Annotated in this window: 28 protein-coding genes; 25 read left to right on the top strand and 3 right to left on the bottom strand. The window is 44.9% G+C overall.

Annotation, left to right across the window (positions count from 1 at the left end; genetic code table 11):
* The first annotated feature begins 150 nt into the window (after positions 1-150).
* Genes ACVS9P_RS02500 through ACVS9P_RS02440 form a run of 13 tightly spaced genes read left to right on the top strand, consistent with a single transcriptional unit; the run spans position 151 to position 9,252 of the window.
* A complete protein-coding gene (locus ACVS9P_RS02500) occupies positions 151-732 on the top strand; it encodes a hypothetical protein (protein ID WP_452104073.1) in 582 nt (193 codons plus the stop codon).
* Entirely contained in the window at positions 704-2,527 is a 1,824-nt protein-coding gene (locus tag ACVS9P_RS02495) for a terminase large subunit (RefSeq protein WP_452104072.1), read from the top strand. The genes ACVS9P_RS02500 and ACVS9P_RS02495 overlap by 29 nt, the downstream gene beginning before the upstream one ends.
* Before the next feature lie 9 nt (positions 2,528-2,536).
* Positions 2,537-2,791, top strand: a complete 255-nt coding sequence (locus ACVS9P_RS02490) for a hypothetical protein (protein ID WP_452104071.1) — start codon at positions 2,537-2,539, stop codon at positions 2,789-2,791.
* Entirely contained in the window at positions 2,791-3,003 is a 213-nt protein-coding gene (locus ACVS9P_RS02485; RefSeq protein WP_452104070.1) for a hypothetical protein, read from the top strand. The genes ACVS9P_RS02490 and ACVS9P_RS02485 overlap by 1 nt, the downstream gene beginning before the upstream one ends.
* 6 nt (positions 3,004-3,009) lie before the next feature.
* Complete coding sequence (locus tag ACVS9P_RS02480; protein ID WP_452104069.1) at positions 3,010-4,287, top strand: phage portal protein; 1,278 nt, start codon at positions 3,010-3,012, stop codon at positions 4,285-4,287.
* Complete coding sequence (locus ACVS9P_RS02475; protein ID WP_452104068.1) at positions 4,259-5,179, top strand: hypothetical protein; 921 nt, start codon at positions 4,259-4,261, stop codon at positions 5,177-5,179. The genes ACVS9P_RS02480 and ACVS9P_RS02475 overlap by 29 nt, the downstream gene beginning before the upstream one ends.
* A gap of 3 nt (positions 5,180-5,182) precedes the next feature.
* Complete coding sequence (locus ACVS9P_RS02470; protein WP_452104067.1) at positions 5,183-6,442, top strand: phage major capsid protein; 1,260 nt, start codon at positions 5,183-5,185, stop codon at positions 6,440-6,442.
* Between the two features lie 13 nt (positions 6,443-6,455).
* A complete protein-coding gene (locus ACVS9P_RS02465) occupies positions 6,456-6,965 on the top strand; it encodes a hypothetical protein (RefSeq protein ID WP_452104066.1) in 510 nt (169 codons plus the stop codon).
* Complete coding sequence (locus ACVS9P_RS02460) at positions 6,965-7,333, top strand: phage head closure protein (protein ID WP_452104065.1); 369 nt, start codon at positions 6,965-6,967, stop codon at positions 7,331-7,333. The genes ACVS9P_RS02465 and ACVS9P_RS02460 overlap by 1 nt, the downstream gene beginning before the upstream one ends.
* Positions 7,326-7,757: a hypothetical protein gene (locus ACVS9P_RS02455; RefSeq protein ID WP_452104064.1), complete on the top strand. Its 432-nt coding sequence runs from the start codon at positions 7,326-7,328 to the stop codon at positions 7,755-7,757. The genes ACVS9P_RS02460 and ACVS9P_RS02455 overlap by 8 nt, the downstream gene beginning before the upstream one ends.
* Positions 7,754-8,134, top strand: coding sequence for a hypothetical protein (locus tag ACVS9P_RS02450; RefSeq protein WP_452104063.1), 381 nt, complete (start codon positions 7,754-7,756; stop codon positions 8,132-8,134). Before ACVS9P_RS02455 ends, ACVS9P_RS02450 begins: the two co-directional genes overlap by 4 nt.
* Before the next feature lie 3 nt (positions 8,135-8,137).
* Complete coding sequence (locus ACVS9P_RS02445; RefSeq protein WP_452104062.1) at positions 8,138-9,049, top strand: major tail protein; 912 nt, start codon at positions 8,138-8,140, stop codon at positions 9,047-9,049.
* Positions 9,050-9,069: 20 nt separating this feature from the next.
* Positions 9,070-9,252 carry a Thoeris anti-defense Tad2 family protein gene (locus ACVS9P_RS02440; RefSeq protein WP_452104061.1) on the top strand — a complete coding sequence of 61 codons (183 nt, stop codon included), beginning with the start codon at positions 9,070-9,072 and terminating at the stop codon, positions 9,250-9,252.
* Here ACVS9P_RS02440 and ACVS9P_RS02435 read toward each other — a convergent pair.
* Entirely contained in the window at positions 9,249-9,656 is a 408-nt protein-coding gene (locus ACVS9P_RS02435) for a DUF2513 domain-containing protein (protein WP_452104060.1), read from the bottom strand. The two genes, ACVS9P_RS02440 and ACVS9P_RS02435, sit on opposite strands and share 4 nt — an antisense overlap.
* Positions 9,657-9,801: 145 nt before the next feature.
* On the opposite strand from ACVS9P_RS02435, the gene ACVS9P_RS02430 reads away from it, so the two are divergent.
* Positions 9,802-10,209, top strand: a complete 408-nt coding sequence (locus tag ACVS9P_RS02430; RefSeq protein ID WP_452104059.1) for a hypothetical protein — start codon at positions 9,802-9,804, stop codon at positions 10,207-10,209.
* Positions 10,210-10,432: 223 nt separating this feature from the next.
* On the opposite strand, the gene ACVS9P_RS02425 is transcribed toward ACVS9P_RS02430, so the two are convergent.
* Entirely contained in the window at positions 10,433-10,960 is a 528-nt protein-coding gene (locus tag ACVS9P_RS02425) for an SHOCT domain-containing protein (protein WP_452104058.1), read from the bottom strand.
* A gap of 67 nt (positions 10,961-11,027) precedes the next feature.
* On the opposite strand from ACVS9P_RS02425, the gene ACVS9P_RS02420 reads away from it, so the two are divergent.
* From ACVS9P_RS02420 to ACVS9P_RS02380, 9 genes are all read left to right on the top strand, one after another.
* Positions 11,028-13,637, top strand: coding sequence for a phage tail length tape measure family protein (locus ACVS9P_RS02420; protein WP_452104057.1), 2,610 nt, complete (start codon positions 11,028-11,030; stop codon positions 13,635-13,637).
* A 2-nt stretch (positions 13,638-13,639) separates the two neighbouring features.
* Positions 13,640-14,443, top strand: coding sequence for a hypothetical protein (locus tag ACVS9P_RS02415; protein WP_452104056.1), 804 nt, complete (start codon positions 13,640-13,642; stop codon positions 14,441-14,443).
* On the top strand, positions 14,443-15,498 hold the full coding sequence (locus ACVS9P_RS02410) for a hypothetical protein (protein ID WP_452104055.1): 1,056 nt from the start codon (positions 14,443-14,445) through the stop codon (positions 15,496-15,498). Before ACVS9P_RS02415 ends, ACVS9P_RS02410 begins: the two co-directional genes overlap by 1 nt.
* A gap of 5 nt (positions 15,499-15,503) precedes the next feature.
* Complete coding sequence (locus ACVS9P_RS02405; protein WP_452104054.1) at positions 15,504-16,352, top strand: hypothetical protein; 849 nt, start codon at positions 15,504-15,506, stop codon at positions 16,350-16,352.
* Between the two features lie 5 nt (positions 16,353-16,357).
* On the top strand, positions 16,358-17,413 hold the full coding sequence (locus ACVS9P_RS02400) for a GH25 family lysozyme (protein ID WP_452104053.1): 1,056 nt from the start codon (positions 16,358-16,360) through the stop codon (positions 17,411-17,413).
* A 15-nt stretch (positions 17,414-17,428) separates the two neighbouring features.
* Positions 17,429-17,893: a phage holin family protein gene (locus ACVS9P_RS02395; protein WP_452104052.1), complete on the top strand. Its 465-nt coding sequence runs from the start codon at positions 17,429-17,431 to the stop codon at positions 17,891-17,893.
* 378 nt (positions 17,894-18,271) lie between these two features.
* Positions 18,272-19,009, top strand: coding sequence for an MBL fold metallo-hydrolase (locus ACVS9P_RS02390; RefSeq protein WP_452104051.1), 738 nt, complete (start codon positions 18,272-18,274; stop codon positions 19,007-19,009).
* Between the two features lie 27 nt (positions 19,010-19,036).
* The gene (locus ACVS9P_RS02385) at positions 19,037-19,210 is read left to right on the top strand and encodes a hypothetical protein (RefSeq protein ID WP_452104050.1); all 174 of its coding nucleotides are present in this window, start codon (positions 19,037-19,039) and stop codon (positions 19,208-19,210) included.
* Positions 19,211-19,215: 5 nt separating this feature from the next.
* Entirely contained in the window at positions 19,216-20,670 is a 1,455-nt protein-coding gene (locus tag ACVS9P_RS02380) for a sodium/proline symporter (protein ID WP_452104049.1), read from the top strand.
* A gap of 355 nt (positions 20,671-21,025) precedes the next feature.
* Here the strand turns inward: ACVS9P_RS02380 and ACVS9P_RS02375 are convergent, their stop codons facing one another.
* Entirely contained in the window at positions 21,026-23,455 is a 2,430-nt protein-coding gene (locus ACVS9P_RS02375; RefSeq protein ID WP_452104048.1) for a plasma-membrane proton-efflux P-type ATPase, read from the bottom strand.
* 152 nt (positions 23,456-23,607) lie between these two features.
* On the opposite strand from ACVS9P_RS02375, the gene ACVS9P_RS02370 reads away from it, so the two are divergent.
* Positions 23,608-24,510: a LysR substrate-binding domain-containing protein gene (locus ACVS9P_RS02370; RefSeq protein ID WP_452104047.1), complete on the top strand. Its 903-nt coding sequence runs from the start codon at positions 23,608-23,610 to the stop codon at positions 24,508-24,510.
* A gap of 437 nt (positions 24,511-24,947) precedes the next feature.
* Entirely contained in the window at positions 24,948-25,154 is a 207-nt protein-coding gene (locus tag ACVS9P_RS02365) for an IS3 family transposase (protein WP_452104046.1), read from the top strand.
* The last annotated feature ends 141 nt before the right edge of the window (positions 25,155-25,295 follow it).

Genomic DNA, 25,295 nt, shown 5'->3' with positions numbered 1-25,295 from the left:
CCGAAAAATGTTTTTAGCAAGTCATTTGGAGAGCGCAATGGATTCGTATATTTGAAAAATTCCCAATGGAAAAATTTCAGGTTACTAAAATAAAATTTCATTTCTGACAATAAAGCAATACTGCTAGATTAGAAGGGAGGACGATTGAGAATGCCAGCACCAATTGAAGCAAATTTCTCAAAAAAACATCTTACAAACAAAGAAAAAGACGATAAAAAGCAGGCAAAAGCAAGCGTCACTCCTAGCATAAAATTGAAAGTTCCTCGTCAAATTCGGGATAATGTCAACCTTTATCGCATCTGGAAGCAGACGCTCAAACTATATGATGGAACGGAACTGTTGAATGCGCTCGACACAAATCTGCTGGCGCGGTACTGCGAAGAAACGTATGCCCGAAATCGGCTTCTGCATCTGCGCGAACAGAAACAGAACATGACGGCTCTGCTTGATCGGAGTATTGACAAGTTGCGTGAAATCGTTCAGGACAGCGCTATCAAAGATGAGATTGGCAAAGCTAATTTTTCGAGTATTCTCGGCATTATCTCCATCGGCATGGAAAAGTTCAGTGTCGATACCGTGCTGAAGGTTGAAACAAGAATTGAAGCAAAGACGAAAATGCTCAATCAGATGGAGCTTTCTCTTTACATGAATCCACGTTCCCGTGCAGGTGCGGTGCCGCAGAAACCGGATAAGGAAGCGAGTGATGATCCAAATGCGGAAATGTTCGATTGATACAAGTGCTTATGTGAAGAACCTGGACGCTCTGCATCCGACGACGCGCTATGCCGTGGAAATTGTGGCAGGAATTCGCGGTCCGGTTTGCAAGTGGGAATGGCTTGCATGTGAGCGACATTTGAAAGATTTGCAGCGACAGGGAACTCCTGATTTTCCGTATGTGTTTGACGAAAGCCGGGCAGACCGTATTTTTGACTGGTTTGCGCGTTGCTGTCGGCATCCGCGCGGCGTTTTTTCCGGTCAGCCAATTATACTCAAACCTTTCCAGAAATTTGACCAGGGTTCAATCTTTGGATGGGTTGAAAAGAATACTGGCCGCCGGCGTTTCAAGAAAGCGTTTGAAATGCGTTCCCGCGGCAATGCCAAGTCAGTGGAGATGTCAGGTAAAGCAAATTATTTCATGTGTGCCGACTGTGTTTATCCGCCGGGACACCCGGAACAACGCGTTTATGAACTGACACCGGAAGTCGACTGTGTGGCTGTCGATCGGCAACAGGCTCGGCGCGTCTGGGATGATGCCGTGACAATGGGAAAATCCAGTCCGGACATATCAAAGCGACTGAAATTTCTTAATAACACAGTAAAGCATCGTACCCGAGGCGGGGAAATGAGACCGTTTTCAAAGGATACGCATAACAAAAACGGTGCGGCTCCGTGTTTGTGGGAAATCGACGAGTATCATGAACATCCCACATCAGCTTTCTATGATATCGGAGAATCTTCACAGGGCAAACGAGCACAGGATCTGCTGGATGTCATATCTACTGCGGGCAACAATGCTGAAAACAACCCGTGTAAAAAAGAATATGATACCTGCTGCAAAATACTGACTGGTGAAATTACTGCTGAACGGTATTTCGTAATGATCCGGCAATTGGATAAAGATGATAATCCACACGATTTTAGGAATCTGCCGAAAGCCAATCCCATGTTGCAGGACCCGGACGATTATAGCGAGAACCTTAAAAACGAGATCATGGAAGCACATGACATCGCCTTTAGTTCCGGGGATCAGGGTAAGATTCGTGAATGGCTTGTAAAGCGATGTGATCTTTGGCAGGAAGGCAGCACGGATAAATATTTTGATGGCTGCATGGATAAGTGGCATGAGAATGAGGTGTCTAAAGAGGAATTTGAAAAACTCACAAAAAGTCTCTCATGCCTTGTCGGTGGCGACCTATCAAAACGCATCGACCTGACAGGACAGGCATTCCTATTTCGTTTGCCGGACGGCCGGTATGCACTTCGGGCGCACGGATTTATACCGGACGCGGCAATTACAAAGCACGAGCATACCGACCGCGTTCCCTATCGGTACTGGTGCAATCAGGGATGGTGCACCGCCACGGACGGCGAAGTTGTTGACTATGATTACCTAATTGAAACTGCGCATCAAGAGGAATTCGATAACCACTGGAATGTGCTCGAATGGGATCTTGATGCTGCACTCGCAACGCAGATGGAAAACAATCTACAAAAGCAGAATTATAAGGTCACGGAAATCCGTCAAAATATCATGACGCTTTCCGAACCGACAAAGCTTTTCCGCGAGCTCACCATACAGGGCAAACTGATTCACGAAAAAAATGAGTGTCTTGATTGGTGTGTTTCAAACGCTTACCAATACAGTGATACGAATGAGAACATTCGCCTTTCAAAGAAAAACAAGGATGATTCACAGCGGATTGACTTGTTGGCGGCATCCATTGACTGCTTGGCCAGGACGGCGGCATTTGATGAAGCTCCGCAGGATATCAGCGAGGCAGTTCTTTCAGATGATTTTGGATTTTAGGTGATGAAAATGACAGAAAAGAATCTTTCCAGAGCAAATGAAATCTCGAATAAAATTAGACGGCTCGATGCCTTCATACGCACGGCGCAAAGGCTATGGGAAGGACAGCTTACGATAAAAAAGCCAAAGATGTGCTTCCATATTCTTGGATATGGTGCTTCCGGCGGTTCTGAAATTGAACTTAATACATCAGAAAAAGATGCAGTGCTGTCAGTATTGATTTCGGAGCGCGACACTCTCCAAAAAGAGTTGGAGGGAATGTAATGCAAAGGCTCAAAAGTCTTCTCCGTTTCCTGGACGACATTCTTGTCGGTCTCGCACTTATCGCTTTTGTGGTGGCTTCGTATCTTATCAATGCAGTTCTGGGGACGTATATCCTCGGGGCTGCATTTTTGGTAGCTGCTTTTTTTGCCGGTGTGTGGTTAAAAAGTCCGATGGCGGTAAAAATCATCAGTAAATTTCAGAAAAGGAAGTGATCCGGTGTGATTTTATCATCCATGCTTGCCCGTCAACCGCCCGGCCTAATGCCAATGTACCAAACGGGGGATGTTTTCGGTGGATGGAATTCGTCGTCGGGTAAAACAGTGACGATGGAGAATGCGAAAAACGTCGCCACGGCCTACCGTTGCATCAATGTGCTTTCCGATGACGTGGCGAAAATTCCGCTTTATACGTACAGCCGCCCGAAGCAAGACCAAATTAACCGGATCATGCCAGACGCCGAACTTCAAAATATTGCGTGGTTGTTGGAAGTTTCCCCAAACCGGTATATGTCGCCATTTATTTTCAAAAAATCACTGATTGAGTGGCTGCTCGGATGGGGAATGTCATTCATTTGGAGTCCCCCGCCGCAGGGTGGGAGCCGGCGGGAAATGTTCATTCTCCGCGGCGACTCTACACTGCCGTATTATGACGATCAGGGAAACTTGTGGTATCGGACCGTTTTTAACAACGGTGAAATATCATTTCTGCCGGCCGTTGAAGTCCTGCCACTGCTGATTAACAGTATCGACGGAATTTATGGTCGGTCGGTTATTGAATTTGCTCGTGAGAGTCTCGGTCGCCAGCTCGGCGCCTATGAGACGCAGGGTAATATTTATAAGCAAGGTCTTAACCCCGCTGGCATTATGACCGTAAACGGCGAACTGAGTCCAAAAGCGCGTGACAAAATGCGTGAAGAGTTTGAAAGCCGGATGGGCGGCTCGAATAATGCATACCGCCTTGCTATTCTTGACAACAAGATTGCAAAGTTCGAACCGATTACCATGCGACCGATCGACATTCAGTTTCTGCAGGGCATCCAGGCAACCGATGTTGAAGTCTGTAATTTCTTTGGCGTGCCACTGAACAAGGTCAATATGGGAAAGCAGGCTTATTCCAGCAACGAACAAAACAATCTGGACTATCTTGGCTCTACGCTGGACCCGTATCTTGTCCAGATTGAGCAGGGTGCACGGACGAAGTGGCTCCCAGAGGATAAGCAGGACACCGATTATTTCAAATTTTATCGGAAGGCCCTGCTCCAGATCGACGCCTCGGCTCGTGCGGACGTCAACAGTAAAAACATCAGTTGGGGCGTTACCAGTCCAAACGAGGCCCGCGAGGATGAAGACCTAAGCGGATATGATCAGGGGCAAAAATTCTGGATGTCGCGTAACTATTCACCGGTGGATAATCCTTTCTTCTCGCAGCCGCAGACTCCACCACAAACACAAGGGGGTGAAAATACAAATGAAAACGAAAATCAAACCTCAACGTGAAAGCAAAGCCGGAACGCTGAAAGCCATGGGAGACGCTCAGCAGGCCGACCTTGACCTTATCAATCAGTACACAAGAACATCGCTTACCACCGATCAGGTTTATACCATGAAACTTCAGCTTTGTGATAATGAAATAGACCGCCAGTTTGACCAGTTCTCGCCCGCCGCGCTGAAACAGCTCGCGGCGCTTTTTATTGGCAAAACGGTGATTTTCGATCACAGTTGGTGTGCAAAAAACCAGACGGCAAGAATTTACGACGCATCGGTTGAACCGGTGCAGGGCAAGTCAAACAGTCTCGGGCAGCCGTATCAGCGGCTTGTCGCAATGGCATATATGCTTAACCGGCCGGAGAACGAACCAGTTATTGCGGCCCTTGACGGTGGAATTCTCAAAGAAGGTAGCGTGGCATTTTGCAATGAAAAGAACACCTGTTCAATCTGCGGAAATGAGTATTATTCCTCAGATTGCCCGCACTGGAAAGGCGGGACCTACACTGAGAATGGTGTTACAAAGACGTGCTTCACTATGCTTGACGATGTGACCGACGCATACGAATTTTCGCTTGTGGCCGTACCCGCACAACCAGCCGCTGGAGTAACAAAGCAGTTTTGTACAAAAGATGGCCGTACACTCTCCACCGAAACACTGAAAAAGTTGTCCGCAGCGCGAAAGCTCCGTGATAAGGCGCTGGATTGTGTCCAGCAGGCCCGCACCATTGAGGATGAGCTTGTTGGGGATTGGCCGGATGATGACGATTCGGACGATAATCCCGAAGGCGCGCCGGAAGGTGAAACCGAAGACCCGAACAGCGGGGACGAAATCCCGCCGGAAGATTCCGACGAAACAAAGGCTTTTAAAGCCGAAATCAAATTGATTACAGGAGGTAAATAAAAAATGGCTATTGATCTGAAAAAGTTTTACGATGCCGCCGTGGAGGCGAGCACCACGAAGGCCGCAAAAGCGGTTGAAATCCAGAAGCTCTTCGATGCCGGTGATACCGAAAAGGGCCTTGCAATGAAAACGGACCTCGACACTCTTACCAAAAAGGCGAAGGATGCCGAGGAAATGTATCTCTCCATGCGCGATGCCGCGCAGGGCGAAGACCCAGCAAAGAAATTTGTTCCCGCAGACGACCGCGAGAAAGCAAACAAAGCAAAAAGCAGTGATATTCTGAAATCGAATGAATATACCACTGCTTTCTTCAAGGCTTTTGCGTCCAGCATGACGCCGAAGGATTTCAAAAAATCCGGTGTGCCCGAAGGGATGGATGTCCTGATGAAAGCGCTCACGGAAACCGGCGGAACTCCGGCCGGCGCGGATGGTGGTTTTCTGCTTCCGACGGAGTTCAACAACATGATTATTGAACGCAAGCGCCAGCTCCTCGATCTGTCGCAGTATGTTAACGTTGAGAACGTGCAGGCATTCAGCGGCTGGAGAGCGGTAGAAAAAGCCGCGGCATCTACTCCGTTTACCACATTCGCCAACAACAGTACAGTTCCGGCCTCGGAACAGCCTGCTTTCGAAAAAATCACCTACCAGGTTTCCGATTATGGCGGTCTGCTTCCTGTTGGGAACGATCTGCTCGAAGACACGCCGGTAAATATCATGACCTATCTGGCAAAATGGTTTGGCAAAAAGGTTGTGCTTACCAACAACAGCCTGATTCTCACAATTCTAAATGCCCTTACGACCATTCCGGCCGACACGGCTACTCCGAAGAACGCGCTCGATACAGTCAAACATGTTCTGAACGTTGTGCTTGACCCGGATATTTCCGTCAACGCAACAATCTTTGTCAACCAGGACGGCTTCGACTTCCTCGATCAGATTAAAGACGGTATGAACCGTCCGCTTTTACAGCCCGACCCGACAAACGATACTGCATACAAAATCAAGGGCCGCCCGGTTGCACTGCTCTCCAATCGTCTGCTGCCGTCTACGACTGTCGACACAAAGAGCCACAGCCGTATCATTATCGGCGACGCAGCGGAAGCAATTACCCTGTTCGCTCGCTCCGGTCTTGAAATGGTTTCGACGAACATCGGTGGCGGCGCTTTCGAAAACAACAACACGGTCGTTCGCGGCATTATGCGAGCTGACTGCAAGCAAACCGATGATGGTGCAGTAGCGTCCATTGATGTCACGCTCAACTAAGGAGGAATAACCTGTGGCAAATATTTTAACTGCGACGGAGGCTGCTGATATTGTTTCGGTAGATCCAACCGACAGCCGCCTGCTGATGATCCTGCCACAGGTTGATTCTACCATTCAGGAAGCGACCGGGCGTGACTGGACTCAAGGCAGCCCAATTCATCCCATTGCAAAGCGGGCTGCCATGTGCCGCCTCGCTGTCGATTATGACCTTGGTGCCATGAACCCGCAGCAAACCGCGACGATGGAGCGAGCATATTTGTCAGCTATTACGCAGCTTGAATCAATTCAGGCAGGAATGCAGGCTTTGCAGAATATCAATTCGGCAGTGAACGCCGACGATATGCTTGTTTATCTGCAATCTGATACGCTCGGTTTAAACCTGATTGATTTCAAACGCCTATCCTTTGGCGGGCAGGAGGCCACTGCAAAGGCGGTCCTTGATGCGCGGCCGGTTGGCAACTACGCTGATACCGACGCGGTTCAGACAGCGCTTGACACCGCCATGAAAGCGGTGGTGCATTAATGTCTGATTTTTATATTGGCCCGGGCGACCTCCGCACTCAAATCCGAATTCAGAAATCGGTGGTAACTGGCACGGGCGTTCACAAAACTATTGCATGGTACGACTTGGACGGAACGCCGGCCGAGGATGACCCGAAAGCTTATACTCGGTGTTGCTGGTATCCGCTTGGCGGTGCTGAAACGTGGGCCGCACAAGCCCAACAGGTTATGGACGCCGCAAACGTGATTATCCGGTATAACGCGGCGGTAACGTCTATGTGCCGGGTGGTCCGCGATGGCGTAATTTACAGTATCATCGGGCCGAATGATCCAGATCAGCATAAGCACTGGCTGAAATTCAAGGTAAAGGCAGCGATGAACGGTGGGTAACAAATACGGAAAATCTGCATTGTCTGCAACTATTACGCTTCCAAATCTTGACAAATATCTTGAAAAGATTGAATCCGCTGGTAACAGTATTGATGAAGCGTGCAAAGAAGCGGTAAATGCTGCTTTGCCTATTGTGGAGAAATCCATGAAAGCCGGAGCAGAGCGTCACCGCAAAACAGGTGCCGTGGTAAATGCTATCGAAATCACCCCTGCAAAACAAGAGGGGAATTTTATTTATGGTGTAGTCGGAATCGATATGCAAAAGCATCCGGAAGCATTGCCTGGTGTTTTTCAGGAATACGGCGACGGTCATTCTCCCTGCTTCCCCGACCCCTTCGTGCGCCCAGCAGTTGATGATAACCGCAAAGAAATCCTTGCAGCAGAGCGCGCCGTGCTGAAAAAGAGAGGGGTGCCGATTGATTGAGCAAATGGATTGATGCCGTTGAATCAATTTTAACGGCATACCAAACTTCAAGCGGAATCCCCTATGATTTTGAGAGATGGCAGACAGATTCTAACCAGCCTGTTTCTCCACAACTCCCCGATCAATATATCATTTATTTTTTGATAGATGATGAAGGAACAACCTATGCAGACGGCGAGGAAACTAGCCATCAGCCGCGTATACAAATTAGTTTTTTTACACGCAAAAAGTCGGATATGCTGACCGTGCCGGATAAAATCGAGCAGGCATTTACCGCCGCCGGTTTCACACGAGGCCCGGTTGGCCATATCCCCTATCAGCCCGACACTGGTCATTATGGCTGGCGCCGGGAATTTTATTATTACGAAAGAAGGTAAATCATGGCATCTGAATATGGTGAACTTGTCAATATTGATAATTTGCATTGCGCAAAAGTGTTAAACGACAGTGAAGACATTTATCAGGCCGGGGCAAATGAATATCTCGCCCCAGCGGCAGAAATGAAAAAAGAAGCAAAAGTAGACGCCACTCCTAGATATTATGATGGGAAAGCGTTATTTGTTTCTCCAACGGAAGCATCAACCGAAGTTACATTGACGGTTTCCGGAGTACCAACCAAAAAAGCAGCAGAATTGACCGGGAAGCCATATGACGCAACTCGCGGAATCATGATTGATACTGGAGATGTGTCAAATGCGTCCTATTACGCATTATCGGCTAGAGCAGAACTTGGGGACGGAGGGTTCCGATACTATCAGTTTTTAAAAGGTAGATTTTCTATCGGCGCAGAGACAGCAAAAACAAAAGAAGACAAAGTCACTGCAAGTACAGTCGAACTTACTTTTACGGGAATTGTAACGATTCACGAATTTTTGATGCCAGACGGTTCAAGAAAAGGCGCAAAAGGCGTTCAGGCTGATACAACGGATTCCGCTTTTGTAGGCTCTGAAGCGTGGTTCTCGCAGGTTCAGACTCCGGAAACGCTGGGTTCTCCTAGTGCATTCTCTATGGTTTCAATCTCCCCCGCTGCAAGCACTACCAGCGTTGTTGCGACAGCCAATATTGTTTTAAAGTTTAGCAATCCTATTTCAGAAAGCAATATTTTCTTGGTAAATTCTCCGACCGGGACGCTTGTACCGGTTACTAAGTCTTGGGACTCTGCAGGAAAAGTTTTAACAATGACGCATTCTGCGCTTACTTCCGGCGCCCGCCATGCAGTTGTTATTGCAAACGTTATCGACGTTTACGGTCAGCATTTAACCGATACAATCAGCTACTTCACAGTAGCATAACAGAATGGGAAGCGTGAGTGATGAACATTGCAGAGGCCGTTCGAAAAGGCGAAGGAATAAGGCGTGCATCATGGCCAAAAGATTGGTGTGTGAAACCAACAAACAGCGAGCTTTGTTGCACATTTTTTAGCAAAGAAGAGTCCGGCCCGCGGTGGGAACCGACAAAAGAGGATTTAATTGCTAACGACTGGGAACCTGCTTAAGGGGTATTGAAAAACTTGCTGATTGCTGCGCTAGTGACACCTTCTGCAATTTTCTCAATTGCAGACAATGAGAAATCACCTATCTTGTTTCCCACGGATTTCACAGTTTTCCAACGCTCAGCGTCTCTAATTTTATCAAGATACTGGTGGCCATCAAATGTTAAGTCAGAAACATAGAAGTTAAATATCTTTCCTCCGCCGTATGATGGAGTAGCGTTGATTAGTTTGCCCTCGTTTAACTTTAATAGAGTGTAGGCAATGTCTTCTTTCGCGTATTTTTCTAATTTTTCTGACTTTGCAAGTATTGACAGATTTGTGTGGTGCATTACAAGTTCAGAGTCAATGTTTTGCATACTTTCAATTGCAAGCATGACATCACGAATGCAGTCAGGATTAAGTTCCATTTTTCTCGCCTCTTTTCGCCATAATACTACATCTAAAATGGCGAAAAGGCAACGAAATGGGGTCGAAATTTTATTCCGACCCTTATATGCGTAATCCGGGCGCGTGAACCCGGAAAACGGAAAATAAAATTTTTGGAGGATTATTATGAAAGCTCATATTTCTGGAAAAGATTTAAAAGAATCTACAGGCAAACCCATTGTTTTAGGTGATGGAAATACATATCACCTGACAATCGACATGAATGCAATGTGCGCATTGGAAGATCATTACGGGGATTTTGACCGTGCAATGGATGTACTGGCTAATATCGGAACCACAGAAAAAGGTCCAGATGGAAAAGTAAAGCCTAAAAAGATAATGAAAGATATTAGATTTATGCTTTGGGCGGCTCTGCAGCATGATAACGACGATCTGACCGAGCATGATGCTGCAAAACTTATTACACTTAATAACATGAACGAAGTAATGAACGCACTAGGCGCAGCAATGATAGTTGCAACTCCGGAGCCAGAGGAAGACGAAAAAAACACAAAAGGCCCACAGGAAGATTAACCTTCCCATGGGCTTCTTATTATACGATTGCAATCGGAATATTTCATTGGACAAATGATCAATTTTGGAGGTCAAGTCCGCGTATAATTTCAGATTTATGGAATGAATATTTGCGGTTGACCGGGCAGGCAGAACCGGAAGAAGCATCGAGCGGAGAAAAAGTCGTCATGCGTAATGGTAAGCCTTATGCGGTGAAAAAAGCCAATGAAATTGGAAACATTTTTTAGAGACCGAGGAGTTGCTTCTTTTTAGCGTCGAATTCCTCTTGCGTGATGGCGCCAGAATCGAGCAATTCTTTGAATTTTTTAATTTCGTCGGCAGCGCTGGATAGCGTTGAACCAGTGGCTTTGCCGTTTGCCTCTGAAATTTTTTTGTTTATAAAATCGCAGGCCGCTTGAAATTTAAGCAGTAAGGGCTTTCCAGTAATTGTTACGCAGTTTGGAGATTGCTGGGGGCTGTCTTGACCGTTTCCCCAATAATTCTTCTTTGTCCCCTGCGTTCCTCCGGTACTTACTTCGAAATATCCTGAAAGCATATGGTAATCGGTTTGAACGCTGGTGATATTCTGATACGGCATTTGGAACGTTCCACCGCCAATTAGGTGGCCTGTCATGAATCCTTTTTTTACTATGTAAAGTTTTTTATCGGTGCATACAAGCCATTCCTTGTTTGTTCCCTTTAGACATAATTCTACATTTTCCCCTTGAGGAACACCGAACTTCGGCGGTAAAGGTTCAACTAAATCAGTCATTTCTACTCCCCCAATATATTTTTGATTGAATTATATCACTTTTTTTAATAGAAAGGAAGTGCTTCTTGTGTCCAGTGAAAATGGCCTTGGCGGTTCTGTTGGCCTAGATACTACAGCGTTTAAAAAAGGCGTTACAGAACTTAACGCACAAATGAAGTCAATAGAAACTAGTTTCCGTGCCTCTGCTGCCGTAATGGAGGATTGGAGTTCTTCTACACAAGGACTTTCTGAAAGAGTCTCTTCTTTACAAGACAAATTGAAACTGCAAAAACAGGCTCTTGAAACGCTAAATTCTGCATATCAAAAAACGGTTTCCGAACAAGGAGCAGATAGTAAATCAGCTCAAAGCTTGGCAAATCAGATGTACACTATGGAAGGCAAAATTTCCAGTACAGAAAAGCAAATAACCAAATACAGCACTGCATTAAAAGAAGCTAAATCTAATACTAGCCCATTATCAGAGGTTACCGGAAAGCTTAAAAGCACATTTACATCTCTTGCAGATAGCTCTAAAAAAACAACATCAAATATTAAAGATCATTTTAGCGGATTAGCAAATTCCATAAAAGGATATGTCGCCGGAGCCGTTGCCGCTTTATCTATTAAAGATATTGCAGAGGCAACCGATACAGCGGAAAAAACGATGGCGCAAATGGACGCTGTATTGAAGTCTACCGGTGGAACCGCAGGGGTCACAAAAGATCAATTACTGCAGTTAGCCGATAGCCAAAGCAAGGTTACTACATACAGCAAAGGCACAACAGAGCAAGCGGAAAACATGATGCTTACGTTTACAAATGTTGGCAGCAACGTATTTCCACAGGCCATAAAATCCGCTGAAAACATGGCGACTGCAATGGGAACCAGCGCAACTGACGCCGCTAAAACTTTAGGAAAAGCTTTAAACGATCCTACAAACGGGTTATCAAAGCTAACTAAGCAAGGCGTTACTTTTACAGATGAGCAGAAAAAGCAAATAAAAGCAATGCAAGCTTCCGGTGACACGGCAGGCGCCCAAATGATCATGCTCAATGAGCTTGAAAAAGAGTTTGGAGGAAGCGCAGAAGCTGCTGGACAAACCCTTACCGGACAGATTCAGATTATGCAGAATAATTTGAAAGGCGCCGGAGTTTCGATTGCTACAGCGTTATTGCCGGTAATTAATCAGGTAATGCCGTCAATAATCTCTGGCGTGCAGTCTGTTGCGGATTTTGTAACAGCACACAAAGATCAAATTATTGGGGTTATACAAAACATTATTAACTTTGTGCAACAAGCTGCCGGAGTAGTCGGGGATGCAATAAATGCCGCAAAGCCATTTATAGAGCCGATTATTTCTGACATAGAACAAATCGTTTCAAATCTTTTCCCAAATGTGCAAGATGGGTTGTCCGGAATTAGCTCTATGATCAGTGGTGGTGTTTCTACAGCGCTTGGTGCTGTCAGAACTGCTTTGGATTGGATGGCGCAACACGGGGATGTTGTAAAAGCTGCATTAATCGGTATATCTACAGGATTTATAGCGATCAAAGCAGCTATATCAATATCGGAAGTGATTAGCAAAGCAAAAGAAGGAATAGAAAGTTTGTCGGGAGTTGCAAAAGGAGCAAAAGTTTTCGAAAACCTATTTGGAATGTCACCTAAAGTCTTAGCAATTATAGCAATTATAACTGTAGTCGCTACAATCGCATCATTAATTATTGCAAACTGGGGAAATGTCGTACAGTTTTTTCAAGGCGTCGCAAACGGAATTAAAGCCGCTTTTAATGGTATTGGTGCTTGGTTCCAGTCTGTTTTTTCTGCCGCAGCACAGGTTATTCAAGCCGTTTGGGGAGGTATAACAGGGTTTTTTGGCGGGATTTGGAATGGAATTTGCGCTGTATTTAGTGCAGTTGGTGGCTGGTTTGGTGGCATTTTTAATGGAGCAGCTAATATCATTCAAGGCGCATGGGGCGGTATAACAGGATTCTTTGGCGGAATTTGGGATGGAATATGCTCGATATTTAGTGCGGTTGGTGGCTGGTTTGGTGACGTTTTTAATGGCGCAGCTAATATCATTCAAGACGCATGGAGCGGTATAACAGGATTCTTTTCCGGGATTTGGGACGGAATAACCGGGGTATTTGGTGCGGTTGGAGATTGGTTTGGACAAGTGTTTGGCGCTGCAGCAGATGCAATTCAAAGCGCATGGGGCGGGATAACAGGGTTCTTTTCTTCAATTTGGGATGGAATCAGTTCCGGATTTAGAGGGTTTATTGATTTCTTTGTTTCTGGGTTAAATGCTGTCATTGATGCAATCGATTCTATTCATGTTGACATTCCGTCATGGTCTCCGATCGCGCCAGGGCAAAGGCTAGGATTTAGTATTCCAGAGGTGCCTTACTTTGCAAACGGAGGTATTGTTGACCGTGCAACTTTGCTAATGGCCGGAGAATCCGGAAAAGAAGCCATTATGCCTTTAGAGAATAATACTGCTTGGATTAAATCTTTAGCGAGAGATTTAGCGACGGAAATTAGCAGCGTAACGATTAGCTCTGCTAATAGACCTTATCCACAAACCATTGATAAAAGCGTTACAAAATCACCAGTTATAAATATCAATGGTCCTGTAAACGTGCAAGATAAAGGTAGTAAGTCCGCTACACTACAACAGCTACAGTTTTTGGCAGAGGTATAGGCATGATTATTACATCAATTAATCTAAACGGCTTGGAGCTGGCAAGCGGAAACTATTATTTTCACATTTCCGGCCTACAGGACTTTGAAAAAGATATTGTGACAAACGATCTAGCGCTTGATGGTGAATCTTGGGAAAGAAGCAAAAACAAAGCAAAAGCGCTTGTCCTTGAAGGATATATTTTATCCGGTGGGATAAACGCAGAATGGGAACTTAACCGAGTGTTAGCGCCAAACGGATTAAAGACGCTGATTATTAACAATAAATATCAGAGTCAGGTTGAAGTAACCAGCCGTGGAAGCAACGCAGATAATAGCCATATTGTAACCGTACAACTTACAATGCCTTCCCCCTACTGGTATTCAATAGATCAGCAAAAAATCCAATTAGGAGCGACATACAGTTCCGGGATTATTTTTTCTCCCTCCAACCCCATTAAACTATGGGGTACAGACGGAATAGTTTTCGGAGCGGCTACAGGCGCTGCAGGAACCATTGTCAACTATGGAAATACAGACGCTTATCCAGATGTAATCATCACAGGACCATGCTCTGGAATTACATTGACAAATACAACCACATACCAAACGTTTAGTTATTCCGGTACGATTCCCGAAGGCTCTATGTTAAACATAACATTTGACCCCGATAATGCCGTCGCATTGATTGTCGGTGCGACGCTGGAACGCATCCCGATTGGCAACCTATTAAAATGCGTACCTGGAAACAACGTTTTTGCGTTTGCTAGAAACTCTACGCAAAATATAAAACATTGTGAAATCAGCTTGCGATCGAGGTGGATTTAATGGCTGACAAAGTAATCAAGGTATATGACCGTAACCATAATTATTTGACCGAAATCTATGATTACGGAAATGATTTAAAATATGGCTGGACGCTTAACGATATTGACACAATGGAAGTATCGATTCCGCTTAGTTCCCCAAAATGCACGACGGAATACATGCAGTTTGCAAACCATATCGAAATTATAGATAACGGCCTTGTAACGTGGGGAGGAATCATTTTCAGTCAGAGCTTTTCTGATTCCGTCTTAAAAATAACCTGTATGGATTATAATTCCATCTTGGAATATTTGCTTTGCATTGGAAAACAGTATTCCTCTATGGAATATGGGGCTTTAATACAGCAGATGATCATTGATAGCGTTACATATTGGGGCTCCGAAGCACAGAAAAAACTTGACTATAATAATTCAGCCATTGCGGCCGGAGCATTAAAGACAGAACGTGAAACAAAGGTCACTGATACGTTATGGAGCAAGATAAAAGAGTTTGGAGATGATGCAAACTATGATTATTGGGTAGACGTTAACCGTATTTTTCATTTTGCACTTAGACGCGGCTCTGATAAGACAAAATACTCTTTTGAGTATGGCGGAAGCAAAGATAATATTATTGTTTCCCCCACTCTTGCACGCGACATAAAAAGCCTTAAAAATGAGGTTTTGGCGCAAACAGACGGGGACACGCCCCTAACATCTCTTGTTAGCAATGCGGATAGTATTTCCAAATACGGATTATTTGTTGGAACGTTTTCCCCGAATTCCGGAGTAACACTGCAGTCAACCCTAGATACACAAGCAAATGGGGAGTTACAAAGGAGCTGCTATCCTGCTGATAACATAACGCTGACGGTAAAGGACAGCGAGTCAGCACCGTTTTATGACCTAGAGGTTGGGGACAGAGTCACATTACACTTGATACCGTATTTTGATTATACGACGACCGTGCGAATCTTGCGCATGCAACACACGGACAAAACAGGAACAAGGGAAATAACGGTCGGTAACATTATATTCAAGCCTACAGCACCGACAAAGAGGCTATATAAGGGGTGACTTTTTTGGGATTTAGAACTTTATTTTTTAACGACGGAAAAACTGTTTACCAGGCTCCGGATTTTATGGCACTTGCCGATTGTCTTAGCACTGACGGCGTATATAAATCAGATGCCCTACAGGCAGTGGCAAATAGCCCGGCTGATTTATCGGTAAAAGTATCTGCAGGGAGAATGAAAAAATCGATCAGCGGAAACGGATACGTTGTGACGCTTGACGCTGCAGAAACCGTGTTGATCAATGCAAATACAAGCGGATATAACCGGATTGATGCTATTGTAATCAAAATCGATACTGTAAACAGTAAAACGACTGCAATCGATATCGAAGGGACCCCCTCTAGCTCTCCGGTCGCACCTGCTATCCCCTCTGGATGCTTACAACTTGCAGAAGTCAGCGTTGGAAATAACGTGTCAGTAATCAACGACAATGTTATTACGGATAAGCGCGTTATAGCAGGGCCTAGCCAATTAGGGCAACCTAATGGGATCGCTAGTCTGGATTCTAATGCCCATGTATTACAATCGCAACTCGGTATTAAACAATTAATCAGTGTGCACAATGACAATTACGATATTGACTTACTTGTATTTGCGGAAAAATTTGCAGTTTTGACGATAGCCTGCGCATACAAATCGGGGCTTTCCAATTTCTTGCCATCAGATATTGCAAAAAAATATTATCCAAAAGCAAATACAGCATTCTTAGGATATAATAACGCAGATAATACACCTTTATCCGGCATTATTTGGCACGGAAATATGTCTTTTGACATGCATTACTCAAATGGAGCTGCTATAAGTGATTGCGTTTTCCGCGCCCAACCAATAATTTACGAAATACAGGGAGAATAAAAATCATGAGAGGAATTGACACAAGCGAGCACAATGGGAGAATTACCCGTGATGTACTGCAAAATGTAGACTTTGTAATAATCAGGCTCGGGTTTGGTTCTGATATCCAGTCGCAGGACGACAGCGAATTTGAGAATACTGTTACACTTTGCGAACAGATGGGAAAGCCTTGGGGCGCTTATCTTTACGGATATGCCCTCAACGATGACGACGCCCGAAGTGAGGTAGCTCACGCCCGTCGGATTTTGTCGGGCAGGATCCCGCCTATGGGTGTTTGGTACGACATGGAAGACGCAGACGGATATAAACGCAACAACGGATTTCCGTCTAATGATCAGCTGCAGTCCATCTGCGATATCTTCTGCAGTGCTATGGAGGCAGGCGGAAACTATTCCGGTATTTATGCAAGCCAGTCTTGGGTTGACGGCTGTCTTGCCGGCGGCCGGCTTGATCGCTATGATAAATGGATTGCACAGTGGGCTGACCGCTGCACCAGCCCTGCATCTCATCACCTTTGGCAGTTTACAGATTGCCTTAACATTTGCGGCAAAAATTTCGACGGTAACGAATCGGACAAGTGTCCTCTTTGGGAAGACGCTCCCTCCCCTGCTCCGCAGCAGTCGGAGGCATCGGCGGAACAGCCGTCCTGTAATACACACAGCATCGGCGAGGACGTTGTGTTTTCTACCTGCTATACGTCCAGCACCGCACCAAACAGCGAAGCAATTCCAGCAGGAAACATGCTCAAAAATCATGGCGTCATTACATACGTTGCAGAGGGCGCCGCAAATCCATACCTTTTGGACAACGGAATGTGCTGGGTAAACGATGGAGATATCCGCGGGCAGTACAGTGACGATTCTGCCCCTGCAGCTGCTATCGGAATCGGTGACAGCGTCAAGGTACAATCCGGTGCTTGCGATTATGATGGAAACAGCCTTGCAGACTTTGTGTACCAGACCACCTACAACATCCTGGAACTTTCCGGCGACCGCGCAGTTATTGGCATTGACGGTACAGTCACGGCCGCTGTAAGCATCAATCATCTTTATAGAGTGTGAGGAGAGAAAAATAAAATGGATACATTAACAAAAACAAAGGCGGTATTTACTGCCGTCGTGGGAGTGTTAGCATCGTGGCTCGGCGAATTGGCCGTACCGATGATGGTGCTGGTCATTTGCAACCTAATTGACTATGTTACGGGACTCGCCGCAGCATCAAAGCGCGGCCAAAAGATCAGCAGCTACCGAGGCATTCAGGGCATTGCAAAAAAGGTTTGTATGTGGCTGCTGGTGGCGGTCGGTGCTGTGCTTGACTGGCTTCTTTCTTATGCAGGCGACAAACTCGGAATGACCATTCATCTCCCCATGCTGATTGCGTCACTTGTAGCTGTTTGGCTCATTTGTAACGAATTAATCAGCATTCTCGAAAACATCGGAGATATCGGAGTGCCGCTTCCTGGATTCCTAGGACGCCTCGTTTCGATGCTCAAAAGTAAGGTCGATTCTCAGGTACCGGATGACACTAGCGATCAAAAGTAATAAAACATAAGTAATAAGCCTATCGAGGATTTTTCCCCCGGTAGGCTTATTTTTTTTGCGCTGATTTAAAATGTGAGTATTTTTACAAGAAAGTACATGCTTATGAGGGTTATTTTTCTCCTTGTTGCCCTCTTAATTGCAGATGTTGCGCTATCCTCCTGCCTCTCTTGAAATGTTACAGGCAAAGAGATATTTTATATTTTGTAGAAATTAATTGATTTTTGCAAAAAAATAATACATTTTGTCTTAATTGCAATTGGATTGATCCATTTTACGATTCCATGTTCATAGCTCTAAATTGAACACAACTTTACAGCCGCGGAGTTGACAAGCAATGTCAGTGGTCTAAAAACATATCTGAAAAGGAGGAACTCTATTTTGCAATTTTCTGTTGATATTCTGTTCTCTGGATTTTCTGGAAAATTAGCGGATTGTGCCTTTGGTTGGGGGACTTGGGCACTGATACGAAACGGGAAAAATAATATTTTACTTGATACTGGAGGCGTGGGGTTACGACAAAATTTTGATGCCATTCTTGCTAAACACCAGCTTACCCGCACAGATATAGACTATGTTCTACTTACTCATCTGCACTTTGATCATGCCTGCAATGTAGATCTGCTTCCCAACGCTACCTTCGTGTTGTCAGCGCGAGAATGGGAATTCGCTAATAGTCTAGTTAACCGCGACTATTTTATACAGGAAAGTGCTTTGACTTTTTTGCGCAGCGCAAAGCTGCACTTAATTCATAACGATGGTGAAGAGGTAATCCCAGGGATCACCGCATTACTAACCCCTGGGCACACTCCTGGATGTATTTCTTACTTACTTCATCAACCGAACGGCCAATTATGGGTACTCGCGGGGGACGCAGCCAAAAATCGTGGAGAACTTCGCACCCATGAAGTACAAATTTCCTTGGATCCAGTGAGTTCTGTCAAAAGTCTTAAGAGGCTTATCAACATAGCTGACCGTGTATTGCCTGGCCATGACGGTTGGGTGACTATCCAAAAAGGTAACGTTTGTCCGGAAGGTGGTAACGACAAAGAATTACTTTTTGCCCAAGGAGTCACTGTTAACGGTGGTCAAACAAAAATCAGACTGCATATGGATTAAATTTTATTTTAGGGAGGAAAGTTTATTATGTTTCAGTTCATTGGCTTCGGAGAAATTCTCAATATTTTTGTACTGCCTTTTATTGGACTTCTCCTTTCTGTTTTATGGGTAATTCACCACCGCAACGAAGACAAAGAAGATGACAAAAACTCTTCCACCAGTTCTTTTAAATCTTTGAACAGAGAGAGAAAGGGTCAGTGATCAATATGACAGGTTTATTTGCTGGTTTGATTTTTTATATTGTTGCAACTTTTGGCATTAGCGTTTGGTCTGCACAAAAAAAGAAAAAGCAAACCGCTGAGGGATTTATTGTCGGCGACCGCAACTATGGCCCTGTAGTCACAGCTTTTAGTATGGGCACCACATTGGCCAGTGGTTTTGCTTTTATCGGTTTGGTAGGCATGGGTTATACAATGGGGCTAGTGGCTACCTGGCAGTGCATTTTTGGTTGTATATTGGAGTTTGCTTGTTGGTATTTTCTGGCTCGTAAACTGCGTCAGCTCTCTATCAATACAAGCAGCGTTACTCCAATTGAAGCCATGAGTCACCTCAAAGGGGACCCAAAAAATCTAATCAAGATCTTTGGTGGATTAATGATTGGCTTATTTATGGTGTTCTATCTAGCGGGCCAATATTCCGCTGGTTCTAAGGCAGCTACTGCCATGGGACTAGATCCTAACTTTATTGCCATCGCCGTGGCCGTGCTCACAATCGTCTTCATTTTTCTGGGAGGCGTAGATGCAGCCATGTGGACCAACGCCATTCAAGGGGTCATCATGATTATCGCATTTGCTGTCTTGACTTTTATGGCCCTAATGCAAGTAGGCGGTTTTAGAGGCCTGTTCTCTAATTTATCCAACGTTGCACCGGAACTTATTCAATGGAATAATGGTAGACCTACCGGAGAAGCCATATTTTATATATGCAACTACTGGCTTGGCAGTGCTCTCGGCTTTCTTGCTCAACCCCAAGCACTCCAAAAATACCTTACCATCAAAAGTGACAAAAAGATTCGTGTAAGTTGCCTAATGTCAATTATTTTTAATGTCATTCGCCAACTTGGCCCAGTAATTATCGGCATGTGCTGCCGTTTGATTTATCCCGTCCTTAAGGATCCTGAAACTGCTATTCCTACCATGATCGTAGATTTGTTACCCAATTTTTTTGGGGGAATCCTCATGGCCGGAATTTTTGCAGCTGTTATGTCTACTACGGAGTCTCTGCTACTCCAGTCTACTAGTGAGATAAGTCGCAACTTCCTGCAAAAAGGCATCTGGATCAATAAAAATATTTCCGAGCATACTTATGCGCTCATCATACGGGGATTAACTGTTTTAATTGGTATAGGTGGTCTCCTAATTTCCCTTAATGCCAGCAGTGGAGTATTTACCATGATTATCTTTGCCTGGACCGGGTTGTTTACTTCCATTGGCCCCTCTCTATACCTTGGATTATATTGGAAAAAGTGTACCAGTCAGGGAATTCTTGCCGGAATTATTACCGGGATCCCGACCACTGCACTTTGGTATGTCTTTCTCAAAAGTTCTACTGGCCTACATGAAGGTTACAGCGTGATAATCCCTCTGTTGGCCGTAATTATCGTCAGTCTGCTTACTCAAAATAAAAAACAAGAAGAAGACTGGGCTTCCCAACTTGACTAACTACATAAACTCTTTTAAAAATCAAGATAATAATATAATAATTATAACAAAACCTACAAAAGTCCAATGTAATATCCACTATATTTTTTAACAATTGGATTTATTAAAAGATCACCACCAACTGCCTTCTTTTGGACGGCTGATGGTGGTTTTTCTATGTGAATATTTTTCACACCTAGAGATTAAAAAAGAGCCACCAGTATATGGTGGCTCTTTGAATTTGTTATTTTGGGTTATTTCCATACTTTTCAGTGTAAGAATCCGGCATGGAATAAAGCATATCTGCTACACAGCAGCTATTACTTGGATTGTATCACCAATACGTAATTTGGGATTGATCGGGTTTCTTCCCATATTAGACGTGGAATTTTTGGAACAGGCCATATTTGACGAAATCAATCAGCATCATAAACCCAACACCGATTCCCAGCAGAATCAGTACCTGATTCCACAGAAGCACAGGTACGATATTCCCGAAAATTCCAATCAGCGCAAATGCGACGATTGCAGCAAGACTGATAAAGAACAGCTTTTTGCTGGGGAAAGAAGCCCAGAAATGCCCGCGCTCGCGAACCGTCAGAATGCGGAACTGCGTATTAAAGACGAGACTGAGCATTACAAGTGTGCAGAGGGAAGCGTATGGCAAATGAAAATAGTTAACGCCGATATAGGCAACCAGCAGATCTTCCAGCGCGAAGAAAACACCAAGCACCATGGAAGAAGAAATGATACTCTTTAAATTCCACGAATTCGGTGATTTTGTAGACATTACATTATCGGTTGCAATCGACATCGTAACGAAATCATTGGCGAAAACGAGCAGTGACATACCAAGCAGAGAAATAAGCATGTTGTGCAGCCAAAAATAACCGACCGTGAAAAGGACAACCACTTCGACAACTTTCGTGATCTTATTAATAACCCAAGTCAGCATGCGCTGATAAGTCTGGCGGCTGACCTGAATGGTATCAATAATTTCACTCAGCCCGGGTTTCGTAAGCACCACACTGGCAGACGCTTTTGCAACGTCCGTCGCCGCACTAACGGCCGTGCCAAGCTCGGCCTGCTTGAGGGCAGGCGAATCATTAACGCCGTCCCCAGTCATCCCAACCATATGCCCCTCTTCCTGCAGAAGATGGACAATTTTAAATTTGTCTTCCGGATACACTTCCGCGAAACCGTCGCTATTTTCAATCAGTTTTAACTGTTCTTCATCGTTCAGGCCATCCAATTCCTTTGCACTGTGTATCCGTGTTCCGATGCCCACCTGACCGGCAATCTCGCGGGCAATGGCCTGATTGTCTCCCGTCAGCATGAGGGGACGGATTCCAAGATCCTTAATGCGCTGAATCATCGCGCCGGAATCCGGCCGCGGCGGATCGGAAAGGGCCAGAAGCCCAACAAACTTACAATTCGTATTTTCCTGTGGCTTTGTGTTCCCGCAAACGGCGACTGCAATGGTTCGATACCCTCTGGTGGAAAATTCATCAACAGCGCAGTTGATCTCTTGAACTGTCTGTTCGTCTGTCTTTCCGCAAAGCTGCAGAATGATCTGAGGGGCACCTTTGAGAATGCGGAGTGTATCTTTTTCGATACGGGCAGTAGCTTCCGTTCTTTTATTTGCTGGATTAAACGGTAGGTAAGTAAGCTGTGAGCAGCCGTCCATGCTGATTCTCAGTGAGTCGGCATACAAAAGAATGGCAGTGTCGATGGCGTCCATTTCCTCTGCCTTCGACGCCAGAGATGCAAGTTTGGCAACATCCGCTTTTTCATAAGTACCAAATGATCTGCAGTCCGTCACCGAAAGCTGGTTCTGGGTAATTGTTCCGGTCTTATCAAAACAGAATGTATCAATGGAAGAAGCGTCTTCAATTGAATCCAGCCTTGTGACAAGCACACCCTTTTTAGAAAGGCCTAGCGCACCGACTGCCTGAACAATCGTCATTACCGCCGGAAGCGCAACAGGGATAGCACCCATCAGGAAAACAATAATCAGCGACATGATGGACATGATGTCTTTATGCAGGACGATCGCATAGCAGGTAACCACAGCGGATGCCGCGACGCCAAGATACATCATATATTTTACAATGCTGAACATCAGTTTCTGCTGTTTTGACTTTGGCTTTGCAATCTGAACAAGTGAAACTGTTTTGCCAAAATAGGTATTGGCCGCCATATTCACCACCAGACAGCGTGCTTCGCCGCGTTTGATGATGGAGCTGGAGTACATCACGTCTTTCGGATGAATGTCCTGCGGAAGAGATTCCCCGGTCAATGCGGATGCGTCAGCGCTGACCTCTCCTTCCAGGACAAAGACGTCCGCAGGGACTAGGTCGCCCAGTTTCAGGTTTAAAATGTCACCGGACACAATGTCTTTCGCGTCCTTTAAAACCCACTGACCGTCCCGGAGCACTTTTGTTTTAATTTGAAGCTGCTTTTTCAGAAGCTCCACTGCTTTCTGCGAGTTCCGCGACTGCACAAATCCTATAACGGCATTGACCGTCAGGAGTGCAAAGATGAGGATCCCTTCCGTATAGTGCTTGACAAAGATGGTAAGCATCATTGCAAACTCAAGCAGCCAGGGCATCGGACCCCAGTACCGTTTTAAAAACTGCTTGACCGGATTCTTTTTTTCCTCCTGAATCTCATTAGGGCCAAACCGGCTGATTCGGTCAGCCGCTTCCGCCTCAGAAAGCCCGTCTTTTCCGCTGCTCAAAGCAGATGTCACGTCTTCTGAAGACATGCCCTTGTAATCATTTGTCGCCTTTTTTTGAAGATCCATTTATGAAGGCCTCCCGTGTCTTGTTAAACTGAGCCTATAATTATCATTCCAATTTTTACGGCCCTATCCAGTATAATACTTGCTAATTCATAAGTAAAATAATATAATATTATCTACAGCATATCTATTTTATTATATTGTGGGGTGTTGTCATGACTTTGCGGCATATGAAAATCTTTGTTACGGTCTGCCGCTGCAAAAGTGCAACGGCGGCGGCGGAAAAGCTTGGCATTGCACAGCCCGCCGTCAGTCTTGCCATTAAGGAGTTGGAGCAATACTACGGTGTGAGCCTTTTTGACCGCATCTCCCACCGGCTTTATATCACGGATGAGGGAAAACGGCTTTTTGAATATGCCTGTAAAATTGTACTGCTGTTTGATGAAGCGGAATCTGACATCCGCGACTGGGACTCATTCGGAATTCTTCGCATCGGTTCCAGCATTACGATCGGCACTTGCCTGTTGCCGAATTATGTTGCACGTTTTCATTCCAAATACCCCAAAACCAAAGTGCTTGCAACAATTGACAACTCCGCAGAGATCGAAAAAAAGATTCTGGATAATCAGCTCGATTTTGCTCTGATCGAGGGGAACGTTCATTCAGACAGCATTGTCCGTTACCCTTTTTTAAAAGATGAACTAATCTTGGTTTGCGGAGCAAAGGACAAAACCTTCCCATACGAGGTATCCGTGGAACAGTTCGGCAAGCTTCCGTTTCTGCTTCGGGAAAAGGGAAGCGGAACCAGGGAGCTTTTCGACAGCACCCTGCTGACCAAAGGAATCACTATTACACCAGACTGGGAGAGCATCAGCACGGAAGCAATCATCAATGCCGTATCCTGCGGCCTCGGGGTCTCTGTTCTTCCTCTTAAGCTTGTAGAGCACGACCTTTCCCAAAAGATTTTAAAGCAGATCCATATTCGTGACCTGACATTTGAGCGGTACTTCTACCTGATTCATCATAAAGACAAACATCTCTCGAAATCAATTCTGGCTTTCTGGGAACTGAATGACCTTAGGCCTTACAGCAAAAAAAAGGTGCCAGAGAGGAATTAGGTACCACTATATATCCCATGAAGCAGCAGCAGCCTGAATCGCTTCCTATAAAGCAATTCAGGCCTGTTTACTATTTTTGGGGAATTCAAAAGCCCTAATCTTTGCAGATCAATATACAAGAGAAGCAGTAAACTTCTTTCCAAAACTTGTCAATAATCGCACCGGGCAAGCAACTGCTGAAAACGGTGAACGGAATAATCAAAGAAACTGTAAATACCGTGATAAACTTCACATCTCTTCGTCCTCTAAGCGCAAGGTCTATTTTGAAGATAGGCATTAATCAAGGTCAGGACTTTATGAACTCGTGCTTCATCTTAATAGAGAATTTGCAAAATGATAGGCATTAAATATGTGAATAGAAGAAATACAATATGTCTCTATAAAGTTCGTCAATTTACGATCTGGTTTAAGAAAATTGAAAGTTTTATATATCTGCTATGCCAGTTAATCCCACGAGCTTGTACCTGTTGCGCGTACTTACATTGAAGGCAGAACTGCTTTATATGCAAGACTTTTCTTCGATGAAAGAATTCCAGCAAGCTCTTATTGAATATTTAAATTATTACAACAACTACCGTATTAAGGCAAATTTAAACGGCCTGAGTCCTGTACAATACAGAATTCAGACCGTTCAGGTTGCGTAATTCAACTTTTGTCTAACTTTTGGGGTTCAATTCAAAAAGGATAACTGAGGGATAATCCTTTTTAATGGAAAGATCCTAAGTACGAAGTCAAAAATCGCTTTGAATTGTATCATCTGCAATATAAAAATATCAAAGCACAAA

Source organism: Caproicibacterium sp. NSD3 (genome assembly GCF_053613275.1).
The sequence above is the reverse complement of the archived record's forward strand: the minus strand, read 5'-3'. Positions and strand labels throughout refer to the sequence as shown.